This window comes from Dolomitihabitans soli, from assembly GCF_022213955.1.
In the GTDB taxonomy this organism is placed as follows: domain Bacteria; phylum Actinomycetota; class Actinomycetes; order Streptosporangiales; family Streptosporangiaceae; genus Streptosporangium_A; species Streptosporangium_A soli.
The window spans coordinates 91,694-111,031 of the sequence record NZ_JAKNTW010000008.1 but is presented as its reverse complement, the minus strand read 5'-3'; the positions used below and the strand labels follow the sequence as shown (position 1 = coordinate 111,031).

18 protein-coding genes are annotated in these 19,338 nt (G+C 68.2%); 9 read left to right on the top strand and 9 right to left on the bottom strand.

Annotation, left to right across the window (positions count from 1 at the left end; translation table 11 throughout):
- Positions 1–12 precede the first annotated feature (12 nt).
- From MBA17_RS18215 to MBA17_RS18205, 3 genes are all read right to left on the bottom strand, one after another.
- Positions 13–2,208 carry a molybdopterin-dependent oxidoreductase gene (locus MBA17_RS18215; protein WP_238497688.1) on the bottom strand — a complete coding sequence of 732 codons (2,196 nt, stop codon included), beginning with the start codon at positions 2,206–2,208 and terminating at the stop codon, positions 13–15.
- 95 nt (positions 2,209–2,303) lie between these two features.
- Positions 2,304–2,948 (bottom strand): hypothetical protein, encoded by a 645-nt coding sequence (locus tag MBA17_RS18210; RefSeq protein WP_238497687.1) that lies wholly within the window; start codon positions 2,946–2,948, stop codon positions 2,304–2,306.
- The gene (locus tag MBA17_RS18205; RefSeq protein ID WP_238497686.1) at positions 2,935–3,162 is read right to left on the bottom strand and encodes a hypothetical protein; all 228 of its coding nucleotides are present in this window, start codon (positions 3,160–3,162) and stop codon (positions 2,935–2,937) included. The genes MBA17_RS18210 and MBA17_RS18205 overlap by 14 nt, the downstream gene beginning before the upstream one ends.
- A 580-nt stretch (positions 3,163–3,742) precedes the next feature.
- Between MBA17_RS18205 and MBA17_RS18200 the strand changes: the two genes are divergently transcribed.
- Together MBA17_RS18200 and MBA17_RS18195 are read left to right on the top strand one after the other, a co-directional pair.
- Positions 3,743–4,597 carry a helix-turn-helix domain-containing protein gene (locus tag MBA17_RS18200; protein WP_238497685.1) on the top strand — a complete coding sequence of 285 codons (855 nt, stop codon included), beginning with the start codon at positions 3,743–3,745 and terminating at the stop codon, positions 4,595–4,597.
- A 28-nt stretch (positions 4,598–4,625) separates the two neighbouring features.
- The gene (locus tag MBA17_RS18195; RefSeq protein ID WP_238497684.1) at positions 4,626–4,832 is read left to right on the top strand and encodes a DUF397 domain-containing protein; all 207 of its coding nucleotides are present in this window, start codon (positions 4,626–4,628) and stop codon (positions 4,830–4,832) included.
- 77 nt (positions 4,833–4,909) lie between these two features.
- On the opposite strand, the gene MBA17_RS18190 is transcribed toward MBA17_RS18195, so the two are convergent.
- The 3 genes from MBA17_RS18190 to MBA17_RS18180 all read right to left on the bottom strand — a co-directional run bounded on the left by MBA17_RS18190 (position 4,910) and on the right by MBA17_RS18180 (position 8,186).
- A complete protein-coding gene (locus MBA17_RS18190) occupies positions 4,910–5,620 on the bottom strand; it encodes a DUF6082 family protein (protein ID WP_238497683.1) in 711 nt (236 codons plus the stop codon).
- Between the two features lie 357 nt (positions 5,621–5,977).
- Entirely contained in the window at positions 5,978–7,462 is a 1,485-nt protein-coding gene (gene tcuA, locus MBA17_RS18185) for an FAD-dependent tricarballylate dehydrogenase TcuA (RefSeq protein ID WP_238497682.1), read from the bottom strand.
- A gap of 22 nt (positions 7,463–7,484) precedes the next feature.
- Entirely contained in the window at positions 7,485–8,186 is a 702-nt protein-coding gene (locus tag MBA17_RS18180) for a GntR family transcriptional regulator (protein WP_238497681.1), read from the bottom strand.
- A 168-nt stretch (positions 8,187–8,354) separates the two neighbouring features.
- Between MBA17_RS18180 and MBA17_RS18175 the strand changes: the two genes are divergently transcribed.
- The 5 genes from MBA17_RS18175 to MBA17_RS18155 all read left to right on the top strand — a co-directional run bounded on the left by MBA17_RS18175 (position 8,355) and on the right by MBA17_RS18155 (position 14,731).
- Positions 8,355–10,025: a thiamine pyrophosphate-binding protein gene (locus tag MBA17_RS18175; protein ID WP_238497680.1), complete on the top strand. Its 1,671-nt coding sequence runs from the start codon at positions 8,355–8,357 to the stop codon at positions 10,023–10,025.
- Between the two features lie 126 nt (positions 10,026–10,151).
- A complete protein-coding gene (locus MBA17_RS18170) occupies positions 10,152–11,483 on the top strand; it encodes an MFS transporter (RefSeq protein ID WP_238497679.1) in 1,332 nt (443 codons plus the stop codon).
- A complete protein-coding gene (locus MBA17_RS18165) occupies positions 11,480–12,823 on the top strand; it encodes an MmgE/PrpD family protein (RefSeq protein ID WP_238497678.1) in 1,344 nt (447 codons plus the stop codon). The genes MBA17_RS18170 and MBA17_RS18165 overlap by 4 nt, the downstream gene beginning before the upstream one ends.
- Positions 12,816–13,814 (top strand): asparaginase, encoded by a 999-nt coding sequence (locus MBA17_RS18160; protein ID WP_238497677.1) that lies wholly within the window; start codon positions 12,816–12,818, stop codon positions 13,812–13,814. Before MBA17_RS18165 ends, MBA17_RS18160 begins: the two co-directional genes overlap by 8 nt.
- Complete coding sequence (locus MBA17_RS18155; RefSeq protein ID WP_238497676.1) at positions 13,811–14,731, top strand: polysaccharide deacetylase family protein; 921 nt, start codon at positions 13,811–13,813, stop codon at positions 14,729–14,731. Before MBA17_RS18160 ends, MBA17_RS18155 begins: the two co-directional genes overlap by 4 nt.
- 89 nt (positions 14,732–14,820) lie before the next feature.
- Here MBA17_RS18155 and MBA17_RS18150 read toward each other — a convergent pair whose 3' ends face one another.
- Both MBA17_RS18150 and MBA17_RS18145 read right to left on the bottom strand, forming a co-directional pair.
- Positions 14,821–16,269 (bottom strand): catalase, encoded by a 1,449-nt coding sequence (locus MBA17_RS18150; RefSeq protein WP_238497675.1) that lies wholly within the window; start codon positions 16,267–16,269, stop codon positions 14,821–14,823.
- A 54-nt stretch (positions 16,270–16,323) separates the two neighbouring features.
- Entirely contained in the window at positions 16,324–16,737 is a 414-nt protein-coding gene (locus MBA17_RS18145; RefSeq protein WP_238497674.1) for a Fur family transcriptional regulator, read from the bottom strand.
- 117 nt (positions 16,738–16,854) lie between these two features.
- Here MBA17_RS18145 and MBA17_RS18140 point away from each other — a divergent pair, with 117 nt between their 5' ends.
- Positions 16,855–17,949: a CapA family protein gene (locus tag MBA17_RS18140; RefSeq protein ID WP_238497673.1), complete on the top strand. Its 1,095-nt coding sequence runs from the start codon at positions 16,855–16,857 to the stop codon at positions 17,947–17,949.
- Between the two features lie 70 nt (positions 17,950–18,019).
- The gene (locus MBA17_RS18135) at positions 18,020–18,679 is read left to right on the top strand and encodes a TetR/AcrR family transcriptional regulator (RefSeq protein WP_238497672.1); all 660 of its coding nucleotides are present in this window, start codon (positions 18,020–18,022) and stop codon (positions 18,677–18,679) included.
- Between the two features lie 130 nt (positions 18,680–18,809).
- On the opposite strand, the gene MBA17_RS18130 is transcribed toward MBA17_RS18135, so the two are convergent.
- A complete protein-coding gene (locus tag MBA17_RS18130; protein ID WP_238497671.1) occupies positions 18,810–19,139 on the bottom strand; it encodes a hypothetical protein in 330 nt (109 codons plus the stop codon).
- Positions 19,140–19,338 lie beyond the last annotated feature (199 nt).

The following is a 19,338-nucleotide window of genomic DNA, read 5'->3' as shown; positions in this document are numbered from 1 at the left end:
AGCAAGCCTAGGTCACGTTGTCACGGGGTCCAGCGTGACCGGCACACCGTTGAACACCGCGTTGCCCGAGGGCACGTCGATGGCCGACTCGTCGGTCAGCGCGTTCACGTTGAACCCCGCGTGCCCGGCCGCGATGGTCTGCGTGCTGCCCGCGTGCCCCCAGCCGTGCGGCAGGCTCACCACGCCCGGCATGATCGTGTCGGTCGGTTCGAGCGGCACCGTGAGCTCGCCGGTCGCCGAGCGCACCACCGCGTGCCCGGCGAGCCCGTACCGGTCCACATCGGCCGGATTGATCTGCAACGTGCACCGGTTGGTACCGCCGACGAGCGGGCCCACGTTGTGCAGCCAGCTGTTGTTGGAGCGCAGGTGCCGCCGCCCGATGAGCATGATCTCGGGTACGGCGGAGCCCAGGCTGTCGCGCAGCCGTACCACGTCGGCGACGATCGCGGGCGGTGCCAGCTCGACCAGGCCGGAGGCCGTGCACAGGAGCTCGCCGAGGCGTGGTCGCAGCGCGCCGAGGTCCAGCCCGTGCGGGTGCTCGCTCAGCTTGGCGAGGGTCAGGCCGTCCTCCTCCACCACCCAGTCGCCGTAGGGGCCCAGCCTGAGCATCGCGTCCAGCCGCCGCTCCGCGCCGTTCGCCCCGGTCAGCATCGCCCGCAGCTCGGCCGGGTCCCGACCGTTGATCGGCGACCCCGGCGCGTCCGCCGCCTTGCGCAGCATCTGGTCCAGGATCAGCTCGTCCAGCGCCGCCGGGTCGGCCTCTGCCCCCTGCCCCGAGGCGATCAACGTCAGCCTGGCCAGGATCTCGGTCTCCGCCGGACGGCCCGGCTCCAGCGGCAGCGCGGGCGGCGAGTAACGCGTGTAGTCGCGTACGGCCAGCGCCAGCAGGGTGAAGTCATAGTGGCCCGACTGCAGCACCCTCGGCGGCGGCAGGATCACGTTCGCGTGCCGGGTCGTCTCGTTCAGGTAGGGGTCCACGCTCACCATGAAGTCGAGCCCGGCGAAGGCCCGGTCGAGCCGGGTGCCGTTCGGCGCGGAGAGCACCGGGTTGCCCGCCACCGTGATCAGCGCCCTGACCTGGCCGTCGCCCGGCGTCTCCAACTCGTCGGCGAGCGTGGCCACGGGCAGTTCGCCGTTCGCCTCCGGCAGCCCGCGCACCCGGCTGCGCCAGCGCCCCGTGGTGTACGGCTTGCGCCTGGCCCGGAACTCCGTGGCGGGCTTGGCGAACATGGCGCCGCCGGGGCGGTCGAGGTTCCCGGTCAGCACGTTGATCACATCGACGAGCCACTGGGCGAGCGTGCCGAACTCGGCCGTGCAGGTGCCGATCCGCCCGTAGACGGCGGCGGTCGGCGCGGCGGCCAGTTCGCGGGCCAGCCGTACGATTACCTCGGCCGGCACGCCGCAGCGGGCGGCGACCGTCTCCGGGGCGAAGTCCGCGGTCAGCGCGCGCACCTCGTCGAGGCCGTTGACCGGGACGTTCACCGAGGTCAGGCCCTCAGCGAACAGGGTGTGCACGATGCCGGCCAGGAGGAGCGCGTCGGTGCCCGGCCGGAGGAAGACGTGCTCGTCGGCCAGCGCGGCGGTGCGGGTGCGGCGGGGATCGACGACCACGAGCCGGCCGCCGCGGTTCCGGAGCGCCTTGAGGCGGCCGGGGAAGTCGGGGGCGGTGCAGAGCGAGCCGTTGGACTCCAGCGGGTTGGCGCCGAGCATCAGCAGGTAGCCGGTGCGGTCGAGGTCGGGCACCGGGATGGCCAGCGGATGGCCGAACATCAGGCCGCACGAGACGTGCTTGGGCATCTGGTCGGCGGTGCTCGCGGAGTAGATGTTGCGGCTGCCCAGCGCACGGACCAGCGGGGCGGCATAGAGCGCGCCCGCCATGGAGTGGGCGTTGGGGTTGCCGAGGTAGAGCGCGACCGACTGGCGGCCGTGCCGTTCGATCACCGGGGCGAGGCCCTGCTCGACCGCGGCGAAGGCCTCCGGCCAGCTCGCCTCCAGCCACTCGCCGTTCTTCCGGATCAGCGGTCCGGTGAGGCGGTCGGGATCTTCGTCGAGTTTGCCGAGGCTCGCGCCCTTGGGGCAGATGAATCCCTTGGAGAAGGGATCGTCGGGGTCGCCCTTGACAGAAGTGGTGTGCCCGGCTTCGTCGAGCGTGATCCGCAGGCCGCAGACGGCCTCACACAGGGGACAGGTCCGGTGCACGATGGTCATCGATCGGCTCCTGAGTTCGACAAGTGAACTCATAGTGGCCCGGATCGGGTTCATAGGGAAGCCCCCGGGGACGGGTCCCGGGGGCTTTGCGCCGGTCAGCCGGCCTGGGGGAGGAGCAGCGTGGTCCGGAGATCCGGCGGCTCCTCCAAGTCACGGGTCGAGGGCAGCGACACCCACCGGCTGGTGCCGTAGAGCCGGTCGAGCCCGGCGGGAGTGCCCGCCGCGGCATCGCGCCTGACGACCTCCACGGTCACCAGGCTGGCGTGCCGGCGATGCCGGGCCACGACCACACGGCGGGCGAGGCAGGCCGCCTCGATCTCGCCCGCGAAGGCCTCGAAGTCCTCGGCGCAGATGCCGGCCCGGGTGAGGATGAGCGCCTTCTCACCGGTCGGGGTCGGGGTGATCCACAACACCAGCGGGATGCGCCCGGCGCGGGTGTGCATGGGCGTCTCCAGGCACACGGTCTGGATCCGGTGCCGGGAGAACAGGCACCAGAAGTGGCCGGTGATCCAGCCGCGCCCGAACCGGGTCGCGGCCGGCGCGGACACCGCCCCGGCCAGCATCAGGAACGACCACCAGTTGCCACCGGCGGCCATGTTCACCGTCATCAGCACCAGCACGACGGCGAGCCCGAGGAGCACGATCTCGGAACGCCACCGCCAGAGCGTGACGACCGAGCTGGTACGGCCGGCGGACGGTGTCTCGGCGTATCGATGGTTGCGAGGGTTACGCAGCGACATTTCCGGACACCTCCTCCGGGTTCTGCGGTGCCGCGAGCCGGTCGAACCGCGGGTCGCGGTAGCGGCGGGACCCGAACCCGGACCTCGTCACGGTCCAGCCGATCCGGTGCGCGAACTCGTCCTCCTCCAGGCACATCTCCCTGTCCGCGGTGTCCAGAAGGGCGAGTAACCAGGACTTGATTCGAGCGATTCCCTTGGTACCTTGTGAGTACATAGGAGACTTCCTTCGTGGCTTTCGATGCGGAGCTCTTGTGACTTACCGGGTCGGTGGCCGCCGGCCCGGTTTTTTGCGCGCCTCTGGTGGACGCGTGTCGGCATGCGACTTGCTCTGCTTTCGCGATCTTTCCCCGTGGCTGCCTCCCTGTGGCCGGACGACGGAGAGGGGCGGCGTCGTTGCCTGGGCGACGCGTTGCGCGTCGTTTGGCCCTAGATTGATAGTGCGCCCGCACGTATCTGCTTGCAAGCCATGCCACAAGTCAAAAAGCAACAGATTTCACAATTGCTGGGTGTCTTGCCGTGCATGGTTTCGTGCAACTTGCACGGGCGTGTGACGAAGCGCGACTCCTGTGCACGTAGCCGAGCGGGGTTTATCCCGTTATGCGCTTCTTTGTCCGTCTCTTCCAGGTGTCCCGCGAAGGTCTATGGCAGCCTCTCGGGCGTCAGATCCCATGGAATCGACTTGGCAGAACCCGTGCACCATTCCGTGCAAGTTGCAGGTACGATATGTGGTCGAGCCTGGTAATGGGGGCAGGGCTCCTACCATCCTGTCTTGCGCGAGGGGGGCTTGGGCGGCTGTGGCCGAACGTGGCAGTCCGACTGTCCGGCGGCGAAGGCTCGGTCAGGAGCTCCGCCGGTTACGGGAGCGCGCCGGTCGAACCGGCGACCAGGTCGCCGACGAGCTGGGCTGGTCGGCATCCAAGATCAGCCGCATCGAGACGGCCAAGACCATGCCTCGTAAAGGGGATGTCCAAGCCCTCACCACGCTTTACCAGGTCGGCGAGGAAAAGCAGCGCGAGCTGTTCGACCTGCTCAAAGCCGCAGCCAGAAAAGGCTGGTGGGAGGAGTATCGCGACTCCCTCCCCCAGGAGTACGCGACATTGCTCGGGCTTGAAGAGGAGGCGGCGTTCGAACGCAGCTGGGAGCCCCAGGTCGTTCCTGGCCTCTTTCAGACGCCGGAATACGCGGAAGAGGTCATCCGGGCGACCCAAGTGATCAGCCGGATCCCGCCCGGCGACATTCGAACAAGGGTCGAAGCTCGAATGGCCCGCCAGCAGTTGCTGTTCGCGGACGTTCCGCTTACCACGTGGGTGGTCCTAGACGAATCCGCCATATTGCGGAGATTCGGCGGCGCCACCATGATGCGTGGGCAGATGGAGCGTCTGGTCGAGGTAAGCAGTCTTCCAAATGTGCGCCTGCAGATCCTTCCGCAGGAAGCGTTTCACCCCGTCAACACGGGATCATTCATACACCTGCAGTTTCCAGAGTTCCATGATCTCGTCTATCTTGAGCTGCTGCACAGCGCACGCTGGGTCGAAGATCAGGGTGAAGTGTTCGGATACAAACTTGCCTTCGACCATCTTCGGTCGGAGGCGCTTGGACCCGAGGCGTCCAGGGAATTCATGGAAAAGGCTATCGACCGCTGGAAGTAGAGTTCCAGCTTATTTCAAAGGAACCGTGATGTATTCGGTTGACCTTACAGACGCTCAGTGGAAGAAGAGCGTCCGGAGCGCAAGCAATGGGGCTTGCGTCGAGGTCGCCTACCTGGGCGGTGGGCGTGTCGGCGTACGGGATAGTAAGCACCAGGCCGGGCCCGTACTCGTCTTCACCCCGCAGGAGTGGGATGCTTTCGTCGGCGGTGTGAAGGACGGCGAATTCGACGTTTAGCGATGCCTTCGAGTCGGCTCCCGGCCCGTTGTCCGCAAAGGGGACGGGAGCCTTTCGCACATCACGGACGAGAGCCGTCAGAGCCGTCTGTTACGTATACGAGCCGATAAGACGGCGAGGCCTGTACCGACCGCCATTCCCACTGCGAAAGCAAGCATCTTTTCCGGAGCGCCGACATCTCGGGATTTGTCGCGGATGGCAACCGGTTTCGGTTCTTGGGCTTGATATCCCTCAAGTGCAGCCAGATGTTCTTCGTCGACAATTTGACAAAACTGCCTGTGTCGTCGGCCATGCCAATGAAGTGGCCATCCGCTGCCCGCATCCGTCCAAAAGGATCTAGCTGCATCGCCTTGAAAGAATTCGCGCAGGTAGAGGCGCAATCCGGCGGCCGGTAGATGGTCCAAATCGTACAGGGTGTGCCAGTAGGTGAGCCATAGATTGACAAGCTGCCGCTCTCGAAGCTTTGTCAGCTCGTCTTTACTGGCTTGCGGATTCAGGACGCCTATGGCTCGGAGGAGTTCGGGCTCGTCCATGGTCATGCGGACGAGATCGGAGTGCATCGATCGTACGGCTTGCTCCCGGCTGACCTTGGACTCGCGTACTTGTAAGATAAGCGACGCGATGACTCCGCCGAATGCGACCGCAGTCAAAATAGCCGCTGCGCCCCCATACGTTTGGCCTATCTCGCTCAGCCTTGTCCAGCTCGACCGGGTCAGCCCTTCCACCACGCCCAGAGCCAGCGGCGAGAGAATCACGGCCAGCAGGCACACGAGTGCGATGGCGGTCACCAGGAGAAGGCGACCGGTGCCTCGAAGACGGGCTTTGTTCGCAACAGATCCTCGCACGGAGGAATCCTGACCCAGCCACTTCGTCGAGGCAGCCCACCCCTTGACTTGTTATGAAGCTGCTATGTGAGTCGAGCAGGGCTTGCCCGGTGTGCCCGGCGCAAGCCCTGCTCATATCGTTCTGGTCAGGCGATGCCGAGGCCGTGGGCGCCGCCCTGGCCGAGGTCCTGGTGGATGTCGTGGGTCACGGGCGGTGTCGCCCGGCTCCGTGTAGTGGGACGGGAGCCTTTCACAATCTCGAGTCGGCGCCGTCAGAGTCGTCCAGGACGCGGATGGAATCCGGGCAGGTGCCGGTCGGGCTCAGTGGGCGTAGGTGTGGGCTGAAACGAGGTCGGCCGCTTCGACGCCTGCCCGACGTCCGAACACCGCACCCGCGGACAGGCCGCTACCGCCTGGGTAGTTGTGGAAGAACAGCCCGCCCGCCATCTCGCCGGCGGCGAACAACCCGGTGATCGCCTCATCGGCGTCATCGATGACCCGGCCTGCCGTATCGATCTTCAGGCCGCCGAAGGTGAAGGTGATTCCGCAGGTCACGGCGAATGCCAGATAGGGCGGCTCATCGAGCGGCTGGGCCCAGTTGCTCTTCGGCGGGTTGAGGCCGGCCGTACCTAGCCCGTCCTTGATGGATGGGTTGAAAGCGCCTGGCCGAGTGGCCGCGTTGTATTCGTTGACCGTGTCGACCAGGCCGGCTGGTTCGATGCCGGCGAGTTCGGCGAGTTCGGCGATCGAGTCGGCCTCGAAGCGGGAGACCCCGGGGGCCTCGTACTCGGCCTCGCGGAGCAGGGGCGCCGTCTTCGCGTCGAAGAGCTGGAAAGCCTGCGCACCCGGCTGACGCAGAATCTCCGCACCGTACTTGGCGTAGGTGTAGTTGCGGATTTCGGCGCCCTCGTCGATGAAGCGCTTGCCGGCCGTGTTGACGACGATGCTCAGCGGATACGACTGCTTGGTGTGGCGGTTGGTCAGTTCGAAGTCGCCGGTCTGCGGCGCGTTGGCGTCCCAGGCCACGGCGTGGCAGCCACTCCAGTGCCCGGCCGGCTGCGCTCCCGCGTCCAGCGCGGCCATGAGCACGCCGCCGGTGTTGTGCGGGGTGCCGCGCACCTTCGCGAGATCCCAGTTCGGGCCGAGATACTGCGCACGCAGAAGCTTGTTGGCCTGGAATCCGCCCGCCGCCAGAACCACGGCACCCGCCCGGAACTCGTCGGCACCCGCGCCGACACCGGTCACCCGTCCGTCGGAATCGCGTAGGACGCGGTCGACCGCCGTGTCGCAGCGGATCCGCACACCGGCGCGTCGCGCGGCGAGCAGATGCTGTGCCACCAGCCCCTTCCCGCCGTCGACCGTCGCCAGCGGCAGACCACCCCAGAACCGATGGCGGCCGTCGACCTCATACGCCTGCCGCTCGTACTGCAGGCGGAAGCGCACCCCGAGCCCGTGCAGCCAGCGCAACGTGTCGGCGATGCCGTGGACCATCGTGTCGGTCAGCGTGGGGTCGCAACGTCCGAGCGTGACGCGTCGCATGTCGGCCGCGAAATCGGCGGGCCCGTAGGGATCGATGTCGGTGTACGGCAGGCGCTCGTCGTCCCCGTCGACGAGGTCCGCCAGTTCGTCGATGCCGCGGTAGGTCGTACGGATCGCTCCGGCGGTGAAGTACGTGTTACCGCCTATCGCGCTCGTCGGGCCCTTTTCGAGCATCAGCACACGCGCACCGCGTTCCGCCGCCGCGTGTGCGGCGCAGAATCCCGCGTTGCCCGTGCCAACCACAATCACGTCCGCGTCGTGGTCCATTGAAATCGAAGCCTCCTGTTGGTCAGTTGCCCCTGCGTGCTTGGGCGCGTTTGGAGAGGATGCGCATGGCCGTCGCCTTGTGGAAGTGCTCCAGCGTGACGGCCTCCGCCACGTCGGCGTCGCGCGCGATGATCGCCGCGAGGATCGCGCGGTGTTCGCCGAGAGCCTGGCGCTGACGGGCCTCCGCGCTCAGGGTGGTCGAGTTCAGACGTTCGATCAGCGAGCGTGTCTGCATCAGGTTGCGTCTGAGGAAGGAATTGCGCGCCGCATCCCAGACCGCGTCGTGGAAGGCGTGGTTGAGTTCGACGATCTCGGACACGTCTCCGCCGATGGCGGCCTCGAACTGCTCGGTCAGCTCCTCCAGCAGCGCGATGTCGAGGTCGGTCCGCGCGGAGGCGGCGAGCCGGGCGGCGAGTGCCTCCAGCGAGTCGCGGACGGTGCACGCCTCGGACAGTTCGTCCGCGGAGAGTTCGTTCACGAGTAGCCCGTGCCGCGATGCGCGCAGCAGGGCGTCTGACTGGAGATGGCGCAGCGCCTGTCCCACGGGAGTGCGGCTCACGTTGGCGCGGGCCGCGATGTCTCCCTCGACCACACGCATGCCCGCGGGCAACTTGCCGTGCACGATCGCGTTCCGCAGGTACTCGTACAACTCGTCGGCGATGGGCTTCTTGCCGGGGAGTGTGATCGCCGACGAGTCGTCAGCGACTGCCGTGGGTTCATCCATGCCTCCAGAATACACTCGCACTCCGCAGTACTCTAACTGGCTCGCCGTACTCCCGAGCCAAGTGGTCGCTGAGGCTGTCTCTCAAGCATTAGGGCAGGTAGACGTGCTTCTCGATCGGTGGAGAGTGGTCCTTGTTCATCTGTATGCAGTGGAGTACAGTCGCATGCCATGCAAGATGGAACGGTTGTGGACGCCATGACGGCAGCGCTGCTGGCCGAGGGCACGGAGGTTGTCTTCGCGCTCATGGGCGACGGAAATCTTGACTTGCTCGCCAGGTTGTCAGCGAGAGAGGAGATCAAGGTCGTGCACGCCTGCCACGAGCAGGGCGCGGTCGCGATGGCCGACGGCTACGCGCGTTTCTCGGACCGGCCCGGGGTCGCGAGTGTGACCCACGGCCCGGGCCTGAGCAACACGGCCACCTCGCTCCTGACGGCGGTGGCCGCCCGCTCGCCCGTGGTCCTCCTGGCGCCGGACACTCCGACGGGGGATCTCGACCACCCGCAGCGTTTCGACCAGCAGGCGTTCATCCGCTCGACGGGCGCCCTGTTCCGTCCGCTGTACCGGCCCGAGACGGTGTACGCCGATGTCGGCGCGGTCTTCCGGCACGTCCGTTTCGGGAAGGGGCCGGCAGTGCTGAACGCACCGACCGACGTGCTGCTCGCCCCGTTGCCCGACGAGGTGGGGACCTACCTGCCGACGGCCGGGCCGCCCACCGGTCCGGTGCCGGATCCGGCGGCCGTCGAGGCCGCCGTGGCGGTGCTCGCCGCCGCGCGGCGGACGGTCATCCTCGTCGGCCGCGGTGTCGAGCCCGGCGCGGCCGCGGCGGTCGGTGAGCTCGCGGACCACCTCGGCGCGCCGATCACGACGTCGCTGAAGGCCAAGGGCCTGCTGGCCCGCCATCCCCGCCATCTCGGCGTGGCAGGCGGGCTGGGCGCCGGCCCCGCGTCCCGTGCGCTCGCCGCCGCCGACTGCGTCCTCGTGCTCGGTGCCACCGCGAACCAGTGGACGACCGACGGCGGCATGGTCCTGAACGGCAGCACGGTCATCCAGGTAGATCATGATGCCGATGCGATCGGCAGGCACACGGCCGCGACGGTCGCCGTCGTGGGGGACACCACCGCGACCGTCGCCATCCTGCGGGACCGTGTGCGCGCCGACATTCCCGGCGCCGACGCTTCTGGTGCGGTCACCCGCTGGGCGCCGCCCGCCGATGAGGCCGCCGCCGACACCGCTTCCTTCCCCGCGCATCCGCAAGCCGTCGTCGACGCCCTCGACGCGGCGCTGCCGGAGGATCGCCTGCTTGTCGTCGACGCCGGCCACTTCGGCTCGTTCGCGCAGCAGACCTTGCGAAGCTGGGATCCCCGCCGATACGCGTTCACCCACGATTTCGGCGCGATCGGACAGGCGCTGGGCGTGGGCATCGGTGCCGCGTTCGCCCGGGAGGGCGAGCGGGTCACGGTGGTGCTCGGGGACGGGTGCCTGATGATGAGCCTCAACGAACTCGCCACCGTGCGCCGCTACGGGCTGCCGATGACCTTGTTCGTCATGAACGACGGGGGCTACGGCCAGGAGCGCCACAGTCTCGAGGCGAAGGGGTATCCCATCGCGGAGTCCGAACACGCGTGGCCTGACATCGCGGGGATCGCCAGGGGGTTCGGCATTCCCGCGCACTCCATCGGATGCGACGCGGATCTCGCCATGCTCCCGGAAATCCTGACCGAGGCAGCAGGGCCTCTTCTGATAGATGTACATATTGACCCAAATGTCCGTAATCGAGCCTTCGCTGACATCGCCGCTCGGTTGCGTGGACCGTCCCTGAACCAGGCCCACGCCACATGAACGGCCGGACAGACCTGTCGCCCGGCCCTGACTCGCTCAGAGGTCTCAGGCGCGGGCGTGATCGTCGCCGAGGACCCTGCCCACTTCTGATCACGCATTCCCGGTCCGTCGAAGGAGCTGAAATCAATGCAGATGAGTGCCGGTGAGACTGATCTGAAGGTCGAACGTCCGTCCGCCGCGGAAGCCGCCCGAGTGGCCAAGGCGGCGTTCATCGGGACCGCGATCGAGTGGTACGACTTCTACATCTACGCGAGCACCGCGACACTCGTGTTCGGTACGCAGTTCTTCCCCGCGATGTCCCCGGTCGCGGCGACGCTGGCCTCCTTCGCGACCATCGCGGTGGCCTTCATCGCCCGGCCGATCGGCGGGCTGATCTTCGCCCACTACGGTGACCGTGTCGGGCGCAAGACGACGCTGGTCGCGTCGCTGCTGCTGATGGGCGTCAGCACGATGCTGGTGGGCGTGCTGCCGACCTACGAGACGGCCGGAGCCCTGGCACCCGTCCTGCTCGTCCTGCTCCGCTTCGTGCAGGGGGCCGCGGTGGGCGGCGAATGGGGTGGCGCGGTCCTGATGGCGACCGAGTTCGCGCCCCCCGACCGCAGAGCACGGCTGTCGAGCTGGCCGCAACAAGGCGTCACAGCAGGTCTGGCGTTGTCGACGACCGTACTGCTGGTCGTGACGCTGCTGGTTCCCCAGCAGACATATCTGGAATGGGGCTGGCGGATGCCCTTCCTGTCGAGCGCGGTGCTGATCGTGGTCGGGCTGGTGCTGCGCCTGCGTATCAACGAATCGCCGATATTCGAGGCCGGCAAGAAGGATGCCGCCGCCCCCGGTAAACGAGGGATGGCGGGTATGCCGATCGCGACCCTGCTCCGGCGCTCGGCGCGGACCACCGTGCTCGCGGCCCTGGCGTACGTGTCCGTGAGCACGACCTTCTACGTCGCCTTCGTCTTCCTGCTCTCCCACGCGACGGGGACGCTGAAGATCAGCCAGACCGCCGCGCTGACCGCGGTGTTGATCTCGGCCGGGTCCTACAGCATCGGTCTGCGCCTGGCCGCGGGACTGGCCGACCGGCGGGGCAGACGGACGGCGCTGCTGCTGGGGCTCGGCGGGGCGATCGTGACCGTCTTTCCGATGATCGCCCTCGTCGAGACCGGTTCGCCCGTGCTGTTCGCCGTCGGGATCGCGCTGTTCGCCTTCCCCGTGGGCTGCGCCTACGCCCCGGTGGGCGTGTACTTCGCCGAGCTGTTTCCCACCGCGACCCGGTACTCGGGAATCACAGCCGCCAACCAGGCGGGGTCGCTGCTCGGTGCGGCGGTGGCGCCGTTCATCGCCGTCGCGCTGTACACCGCGATCGGCATGTACGCCGTGGGTATCTACGTGGTGCTGGTCAGCCTGATCAGTGCCGCCGCCGTGTGGTCCCTCGGCGAAAGCCGGCACCTCATCCTCGAACGGTGACGATAATCGTGCACAGCATCGACACTGCGGTCCAGATGATGGAGAAGCTGGATCTGGCGCGGGTTCCCGCCCAGACGTTGTTCCGCGCTCAGCTCGTCATCGCGGACACCGTTGCCGTCGCCACGGCGGGCTTCCGGACCTCGGAGATCGCCGCCCTGGTGGCCATCGACGAGGCAGACGGTCTGGTGAGCTCGCCGAATGCGGCGGTGCCGGGCCACACCGCGACGGTTCTCGCGGCGCCCCGCCGCCGAGCCCATCCCGCGCATGCCGCGTTTCTCAACGCGACCGCGGGAACCACCCTCGAACTGGACGAAGGCATGCGTCCGACCGGCCACCCCGGCATCCACGTGGTCCCGGCGGCACTCGCGACCGCCGAACGCACCCACGCCTCGGGTGCGGACCTGCTGCGAGCGGTCCTGGCGGGTTATGAGATCGCCGGCCGGCTCTTCCGTACATACCGCCTGCGGCAGGGCGTTCACCCGCATGGACACGTCGGCGCGGTCGGCGCCGCGGTCGCCGTGGCACTGCTCGACGGCACGGATCCGGTGACAGCCGCCAGGATCGCCGCCACCAGCCCGTTGTTGCCGGTATGGCAGGCCTGTTACGAAGGCGCGACGGCTCGCAACACCTACACCGGCCACGCGGCGCAGGGCGGGGTACGGGCCACGGCGTTGGCCAGAGCCGGGTTCACCGGCTCGGTCGGTGCGCTGGATGTGGCGTTCGGCCAGGTGGCGGGTGAAATCGCCGACGAGTCGGCCCTCACCGAGGCGCTGCGCTACGACGAGCTCGGCATAGCGCGCAACTATTTCAAGGTCCACAGTGCCTGCGCCCTGTCTCACAGCGCCGTGGAGGCCGCGCTGGCCCTCGATCCCGTCCCCCCGGAGACGATCCGGCAGGTGCGGGTCGACACGGTGGCGGTCAACCTGAAGATCGATCGGCAACCGGCCGCGAACGACCTGTCCGGGCGCTTCTCGTTGCCGTACGCCGTGGCGACGGCGCTGCTCCTCGGCCGCAGCGACATCGAGGCGTTCCGCTACCGTCCCGAGGTCGCCGCCCTGGCGGGGCAGGTGCAGGTGCACGTGGCCCCCGAGTTCGAGGCGCGGTGGCCGGAATCCGCTCCAGCGCGCGTGACGGTGGTGACCGAGGACGGCTCTCGTTCCGCGACCGTGGACAACCCCCGGGGACACCACGAACGGCCTCTCACCGTGGACGAACACCGGGCGAAGTTCGGCACGCTCGTCGGCGACTCGCGGACGGCGGCGGTGTGGTGGCGGCGCCTGACGGCACTGCCCGAGGTCGCCGACTGCGCGGACCTGTTCGCGGCGGTGAGTGATGACTAGGAGCACGGTCAGCCTGCTGGCCATGGGCGGCACCATCGCGACGGCCCGTTCGGCGGGCGGTGCGACGCCCCAGCGCGGAGCCGCCGACCTGGCGGACATGCTGGGCGCGTCGCCGGTCGACATCCGGGCGAGCGACGTGCGTACCGTTTCCAGCCGATCCGTCACGCCTGGGGACATGTGGGCGCTCGCTGAGGCCGTGCGCCGTGAGATCGCGGACGGCGTCGACGGCGTCGTGATCACACACGGCACGGACACGCTGGAGGAGACGGCTTACGCGCTCGCCCTCCTCGTGGACACCGCCGTCCCGGTCGTGGTCACCGGTGCCATGCGTGCGCCGCACCTCCCCGGCGCCGATGGTCAGGCGAACCTCTCCGCCGCCGTGGCCGCGGCGCTGCACCTGCCTTTGGCGCGGTATGGCCCCGTCGTGGTGTTCCAGGATGAGATCCACGTGGCGCGGCTGGTGACCAAACACCACAGCACCCGGGTCGCGGCGTTCACCTCTCCGTCGGCGGGACCGGTCGGATTCGTGGCCGAGAACGAGGTCGAGCTGCTGCTCGGCCCGCCACCCGCAGCTGACCTGCTGTCCGCCACGGCTCCGCCGGACCGGCGGGTGGAGATCATCATGGCGGTCGCCGGTTCCGATGGGAGGCTGGTGGACGCGATCGCCGGCGACGTGGCCGCGCTCGTCGTCGCGGGCGTCGGCGCCGGGCATCTTCCCCCGGCGCTGGCGGAGGCGGTCGTACGCGTGGCGCGATCGAACCGGCCGGTCGTCCTGGCCAGCCGCTGCGAGGACGGCCCGATCCTGCGGCACACCTACAGCGGCCCCGGATCCGAAACGCATCTGCTCGGCGAGGGGCTGCTCGCATCGCGCACCCTGTCACCGGCGAAGGCGCGACTCCGGCTGATCTTCGGCCTGTCCGCCGGGCTGCCCGCCGAGCAGCTGTTCCGCGGTCGCACCGCAGCCCAGACCGCACTGAGGAGCCGGCTTTGACCCGATCGCACCTACGTGACTTCATCGGATACGGCGCGAATCCCCCCGACTTCACCTGGCCGAACGGCGCCAGGCTCGCGGTGAACTTCGTGATCAATTACGAGGAGGGCGCGGAGCGCAACGTCCTCGACGGCGACACCAGCCGGGAGAACCTGGTCGAGGCCAGATACGACGTTCCGGACGGCGAGCGCGAACTCTTCGCCGAGTCGACCTTCGAGTACGGCAGCCGCGTCGGCATCTGGCGGATCCTGGCGGCGATGGACGACCACGGAGTCGTCCCCACGGTCTTCGCCTCAGCCCTCGCGCTGGAACGCAACCCGCCGGTGACCGAGGCGATCGTACGGCGGGCGTGCGACATCGTCGGGCACGGCTACCGGTGGATCCCGCACACCGGCATGACCGTGGAGCAGCAGCGCCGCGACATCGAGGACTGCGTCGCCTCGCTGGAACGTCTCACCCACCGGTCCGTCAAGGGCTGGTTCACCCGGCCGCCGAACACCGTGCACACCCGCCCGTTGCTGGCACAGGCCGGACTCGTCTACGACGCCGGCTCGGTCAGCGACGACCTCCCGTACTACGACCAGGTCGACGGGCAGCCGTTCCTGATCGTCCCGTACTCCCTCGACGTCAACGACACCAAGTTCTACAAGGGCCAGTTCTTCACGGCGGACGACTTCGCGCGCTATGCCATCGACTGCTTCGAGGTCCTGCTGGCCGAGAGCAGGCGGCACCCGAGGATGATGTCGATCGGACTGCATCCCAGGATCATCGGGCGACCGGCCCGGCTGGCGGGACTCCTGCGCGTGCTCGACCGGATCTGCGCATCCGGCGACATCTGGATCGCGGGAAGGGACGAGATCGCGCACTTCTGGTCGACGCACTTCCCGCCGTCCGCCGCGCGGGGCCGTTCGGGTTGACCGGCCGCCCCCGTCCGGCGGGACGCAGCCGGATGCGGTGACCTCGCACAGGGCCTGCACCGGCGCAGGCCCTGTGCCCATCGCTCCGATCAGGAGATGCCGAGGCCGTGGGCGACGCCCTGGCCGAGGTCCTTGTGGATGTTGGTCCAGTAGTCCACGACCCGCCTGCGCGTCTCGGTGGTGACCTCCGGGGCGGACGCGTGGTCCACGATGTTGTTCACGAGGTGCGCGCGCTCGTTGTCGGACAGCACGTTCTCCCACAGCGCGCGCGGCTGGGTGTAGTCGTCGTCCTCCGCGTGCCTGGTGTAGGCGCTGCGGAGCACCTCGCCCGAGACGTGGTAGTTCTCGCCCTCGTAGAGGGCGGGGTCGGCGGTCGCGCCGCCCGCGGAGTTGGGCGCGTAGACCGGGTCCCCGCCGTTGCTGAAGCGCATCGCGCCGTCCTTGTTGTAGCTGTGGACGGGCGACTTCGGGGCGTTGATCGGCAACTGGAGGTAGTTGGGGCCGATGCGGTAGCGGTGGGCGTCGGGGTAGGAGAACAGCCGGCCCTGGAGCATCTTGTCCGGGGAGGGACCGATGCCGGGGACCAGGTTCGCCGGCTCGAAGCCGCCCTGCTCGACCTCCGCGAAGTAGTTCGCCGGGTTCCGGTTCAACACGAACCGGCCGATGGTGATCTCCGGATAGTCGGCGTGCGGCCAGACCTTGGTCAGGTCGAACGGGTTGAAGCGGTAGTCGGCCGCCGCCTCGAACGGCATGACCTGCACGTTGACGGTCCACGCCGGGTGGTCGCCCGCCGCGATGGCCGTGTGCAGGTCGCGGATGTGGAAGTCGGGGTCTTCGGCGGTCATCGCCTTGGCGTCGCCGGCCGTGAAGTTCTCGATGCCCTGTTCGGTCTTGAAGTGGTACTTCACCCAGAACTTCTCGCCGGCCGCGTTGTACCAGAGGAAGGTGTGGGAGCCGAAGCCGTGCATGTTGCGCCAGGTCTTCGGAGTGCCGCGGTCGGTCATCAGGAAGGTGACCTGGTGGGCCGACTCCGGGGAGAGGGTCCAGAAGTCCCACTGCATGTTGTTGTCGCGCAGGTGGTTGTCGGCGCGGCGCTTCTGCGAGTGGATGAAGTCGGAGAACTTCGACGGGTCCCGGATGAAGAAGATCGGCGTGTTGTTGCCGACGATGTCGTAGTTGCCCTCGTCGGTGTAGAACTTGATCGCGAACCCGCGTGGGTCACGGGCGGTGTCGGGGCTGCCCAGCTCGCCGGCCACCGTGGAGAAGCGCAGGAAGAGGTCGGTCTCCTTGCCCTTGGCGAACAGGCCGGCCTTGGTGTACTGGCTCACGTCCTCGGTGATCCGCAGGACACCGTGCGCACCGCCGCCCTTGGCGTGCACCACCCGCTCGGGCACCCGTTCCCGGTTGAAGTGCGCCATCTTCTGGATGACGTAGTGGTCCTGCATCAGCAGCGGGCCGTTCGGCCCGACGGAGAGCGAGAACTCGTCGCTCGGCGCCGGAATCCCCGCGTCCGTAGTGGTCATGGGCCGATCGCTCATTGCGCAGTCCTCCGAATCGTCAGTGATGGAGTACGGCTACCGCCTGAAACTCCGTTATGTGCCGGGGCGGCAGTCGGGGCAGATGCCCCAGAAGGTGATGTCTGCCTCGTCGATGAGATAACCGGCGGTGTGCACGGGATCGAGGCACGGAGCCTCTCCTGCCACACAGTCGACGTCGGTCACCGATCCGCACCGCCGGCACACGAGGTGGTGGTGGTTGTCGCCCACCCGGGCCTCGTAGCGAGCCGGGCTGCCCATGGGCTCGATCTTCCTGACCAGCCCCGCCTTGTGCAGTGCGGCCAGTGAGTCATAGACAGCCTGGAGGGAGACCCTGCCGATGCGATCGTGCACGCGCCGATGGACGGCGTCCACGTCAAGGTGGCCACCCTCCTGCACGGTCTGCATGATCGCCAGGCGGGCCGCGGTCACCCGCAACCCTGCCTCGTGGAGTCGGTCGACGTCCCCCATGTGATGGACGATACGCGCTAAACCGGAATCATTCAACTCTTGGAATAACTCCAGATGACTGTTGTCCGGTGTGCGGCTGATGTGCCCGGCGGCTGGAGATGGCATGCTCGGGTAGCGATGAACAGCCACTCTCCCCGCCCTGTCCGTCTCGCCGCCGTTCTCCTGGCGGGTTCGGCGATGCTGGCTTCGGCCTGCTCCGCCGCGCAGTCCGCCCAGGAACCGGAGCCGGAGCAGAAGAAGACCCCCGTCTCCACTCCCACCGCCAAACCGACGCCCGAGCGCCGGCCGTACACCATCGCCTTCGGTGGTGACACGCACTTCGAAGGCGTGTTGCTCAACCGGCTGCGGGCCAACCCCAAGACCGTGCTCGGGCCGATCGCCTCGGTGCTCAAGCGCGCCGATCTCGCCATGGTCAACCTGGAGACCGCGATCACCACCGGCGGGACCAGGGCGCCGGGCAAGGAGTTCGCCTTCCGCGCCCCGCCGTCGGCGCTGACCGCCCTCAAGGCGGCCGGGGTCGATGTGGCCTCGCTGGCCAACAACCACGGCATGGACTTCATGCAGAGCGGCCTGCGCGACACCCTGGCGGCGATCCGCAAGTCACGGTTCCCGGTCGTGGGCGTCGGCAAGAACGCGGCGGAGGCGTACAAGCCGTACCGCAGGACCGTCAACGGCAACCGGGTCGCGATCATCGGTGCGACCCAGGTGCTCGACGCAGAGTTCATCCAGGCGTGGACCGCGACGTCGGAGCAGGGCGGGCTGGCCTCGGCCAAGGAGGAGAAGCGCCTGATCCAGGCCGTGCGCGCCGCCAGGAAGAACTCCGACACCGTGATCGTCCACCTGCACTGGGGGACCGAGCTGCAGAAGTGCCCCAACCCCGCGCAGCGTGACCTGGCGCCCAAGCTGGTCGCCGCCGGCGCCGACGTGATCGTCGGCGGCCACGCCCACATCCTGCTCGGCAGCGGCTACCTCAAGAAGAGCTACGTCAACTACGGCATGGGCAACTTCGCCTTCTACAACTCGGGCCCCGAGACCGGCAGGACCGGCGTGCTCACGCTGACCATCAACGGCCGCAAGGTGCTCAAGGACCGGTGGACGCCCGCGCACATCCAGTCGGGCGTGCCGATCCCGCTCACCGGGTCCGCTCGCACCCAGGCCGTCAGCCAGTGGAAGTCCCTTCGCTCCTGCACCGGGCTGTCCGCGAAGCCCTGATCACCTGTCCTGAGATGAGAAATCCGGAGGTTAGCTGAACGGGACCGGTCCAAGCGGGCAAGATGGTGGCGTGTCCACCTTGCCTGTTGAAGACTCCGACGAAGGCATGGAGCCCACGCCACTCCGGCGCCGTCCCACGCAGCGCCGCAGCGCGCGCCGGGTCGAGCGGATGCTCGACGCCTGCGCCGATCTTCTCGACGAGATCGGCTACGAGGCGCTCTCGACCACCCGCATCGCCGAGCGGGCGGGGGTGGCCATCGGCTCGGTCTATCAGTTCTTTCCTGACAAACGGGCCATCACTCAAGAGGTGACCAGGCGAAACGTCGAGCTGTTCGCCGCCGGGGTGGGCCGCAGGTTCCTGGCGGACGACTACGAGGGCTGGTGGGACGCGGTCGACGCGATCATCGACGAGTACGTCGCCATGCACAGGTCCGTGCCCGGCTTCCGGTCGCTGAACTTCGGCGACGTCGTCGATCTCAACCTGCTCGACTCCGTCGCCGACAACAACACCGTGATCGCCGGGCGGCTGCGGGCGTTGCTGCTCGCGGAGTTCGGGCAGGCCGACAGCGCGGAGCTCGACCTGGCCACGATGGTCGCCGTCGAGGCGGGTGACGCGGTGCTCAAGCTGGCGTTCCGGCACGATCCCGAGGGCGCGCCCCAGATCGTGGCCGAGGCAAAGAAGCTGGTGCGCGACTATCTCGCCCGGCAGCTGACTCCTTACGCGCATTGACCGCGTCGTGTTTGACCGTGTCGTGGTCGAGGGGTCGCTTCGTGGTGGCCGGTGTCGTCAGTGGGGGAGGCGTGACCTCCGTTGATCGTTCCATTGCCCGGCCGGGCGGGGGCCTGCGCCGGGTTCGGGGTCATTCGTCTGGTGGGTTCAGGGTGGGCGGGTTCAGGGTGAAGGTGCCGGGCGCGAAGGCCGCGCGGCTTCGCGCCCGCTCCGCCCGCTCCGCCGCCTGCTCGGCCGCTCGCTTGGCCGCGCGTCGCTGGCGGGGTGACAGTTCGCATCGCGGGACCGACAGCGAGTCGATCCTGCCACCCCGCGATCGGATGTCGGCCTGTAGCTCACGCAGGTCGCGCTTGGCGATCTCGACGGCCTCCAGCCTTCCGGACAGATATCCGGCCGCTCCCGGAACGAACGCGGCGAGTAGCATCGCGCAGGCCAGGGTGAAGGTCGTCTGCCTGGACATGCCCATCGCAGCTCCCTCGAACAGCGCCCCCGCCGGTTGGTTCGCAACCAAGGCGTCGGGTATATGCCCGGCTGTCGCGACGAACACGCGGTCTGTAGCCAATCATGTGTGATTTGTGGTGAAAGTCGGGGATGCCCTAATGTCCAGGCAAAACGGGGCCGGTCTCGATAGTCTCGCCGTGTGGCGCATGTGACACGTG

Excerpts from the sequence above, each read along its gene's own strand:
- MBA17_RS18150 (WP_238497675.1), bottom strand. The coding sequence starts at position 16,269 with ATGAGCGATCGGCCCATGACCACTACGGACGCGGGGATTCCGGCGCCG.
- MBA17_RS18145 (WP_238497674.1), bottom strand. The coding sequence starts at position 16,737 with ATGGGGGACGTCGACCGACTCCACGAGGCAGGGTTGCGGGTGACCGCG.
- MBA17_RS18205 (WP_238497686.1), bottom strand. The coding sequence starts at position 3,162 with ATGTACTCACAAGGTACCAAGGGAATCGCTCGAATCAAGTCCTGGTTA.
- MBA17_RS18210 (WP_238497687.1), bottom strand. The coding sequence starts at position 2,948 with ATGTCGCTGCGTAACCCTCGCAACCATCGATACGCCGAGACACCGTCC.
- MBA17_RS18175 (WP_238497680.1), top strand. The coding sequence starts at position 8,355 with ATGCAAGATGGAACGGTTGTGGACGCCATGACGGCAGCGCTGCTGGCC.
- MBA17_RS18130 (WP_238497671.1), bottom strand. The coding sequence starts at position 19,139 with ATGTCCAGGCAGACGACCTTCACCCTGGCCTGCGCGATGCTACTCGCC.
- MBA17_RS18215 (WP_238497688.1), bottom strand. The coding sequence starts at position 2,208 with ATGACCATCGTGCACCGGACCTGTCCCCTGTGTGAGGCCGTCTGCGGC.
- MBA17_RS18160 (WP_238497677.1), top strand. The coding sequence starts at position 12,816 with ATGACTAGGAGCACGGTCAGCCTGCTGGCCATGGGCGGCACCATCGCG.
- MBA17_RS18195 (WP_238497684.1), top strand. The coding sequence starts at position 4,626 with ATGTATTCGGTTGACCTTACAGACGCTCAGTGGAAGAAGAGCGTCCGG.
- MBA17_RS18140 (WP_238497673.1), top strand. The coding sequence starts at position 16,855 with ATGAACAGCCACTCTCCCCGCCCTGTCCGTCTCGCCGCCGTTCTCCTG.
- tcuA (WP_238497682.1), bottom strand. The coding sequence starts at position 7,462 with ATGGACCACGACGCGGACGTGATTGTGGTTGGCACGGGCAACGCGGGA.
- MBA17_RS18180 (WP_238497681.1), bottom strand. The coding sequence starts at position 8,186 with ATGGATGAACCCACGGCAGTCGCTGACGACTCGTCGGCGATCACACTC.
- MBA17_RS18170 (WP_238497679.1), top strand. The coding sequence starts at position 10,152 with ATGCAGATGAGTGCCGGTGAGACTGATCTGAAGGTCGAACGTCCGTCC.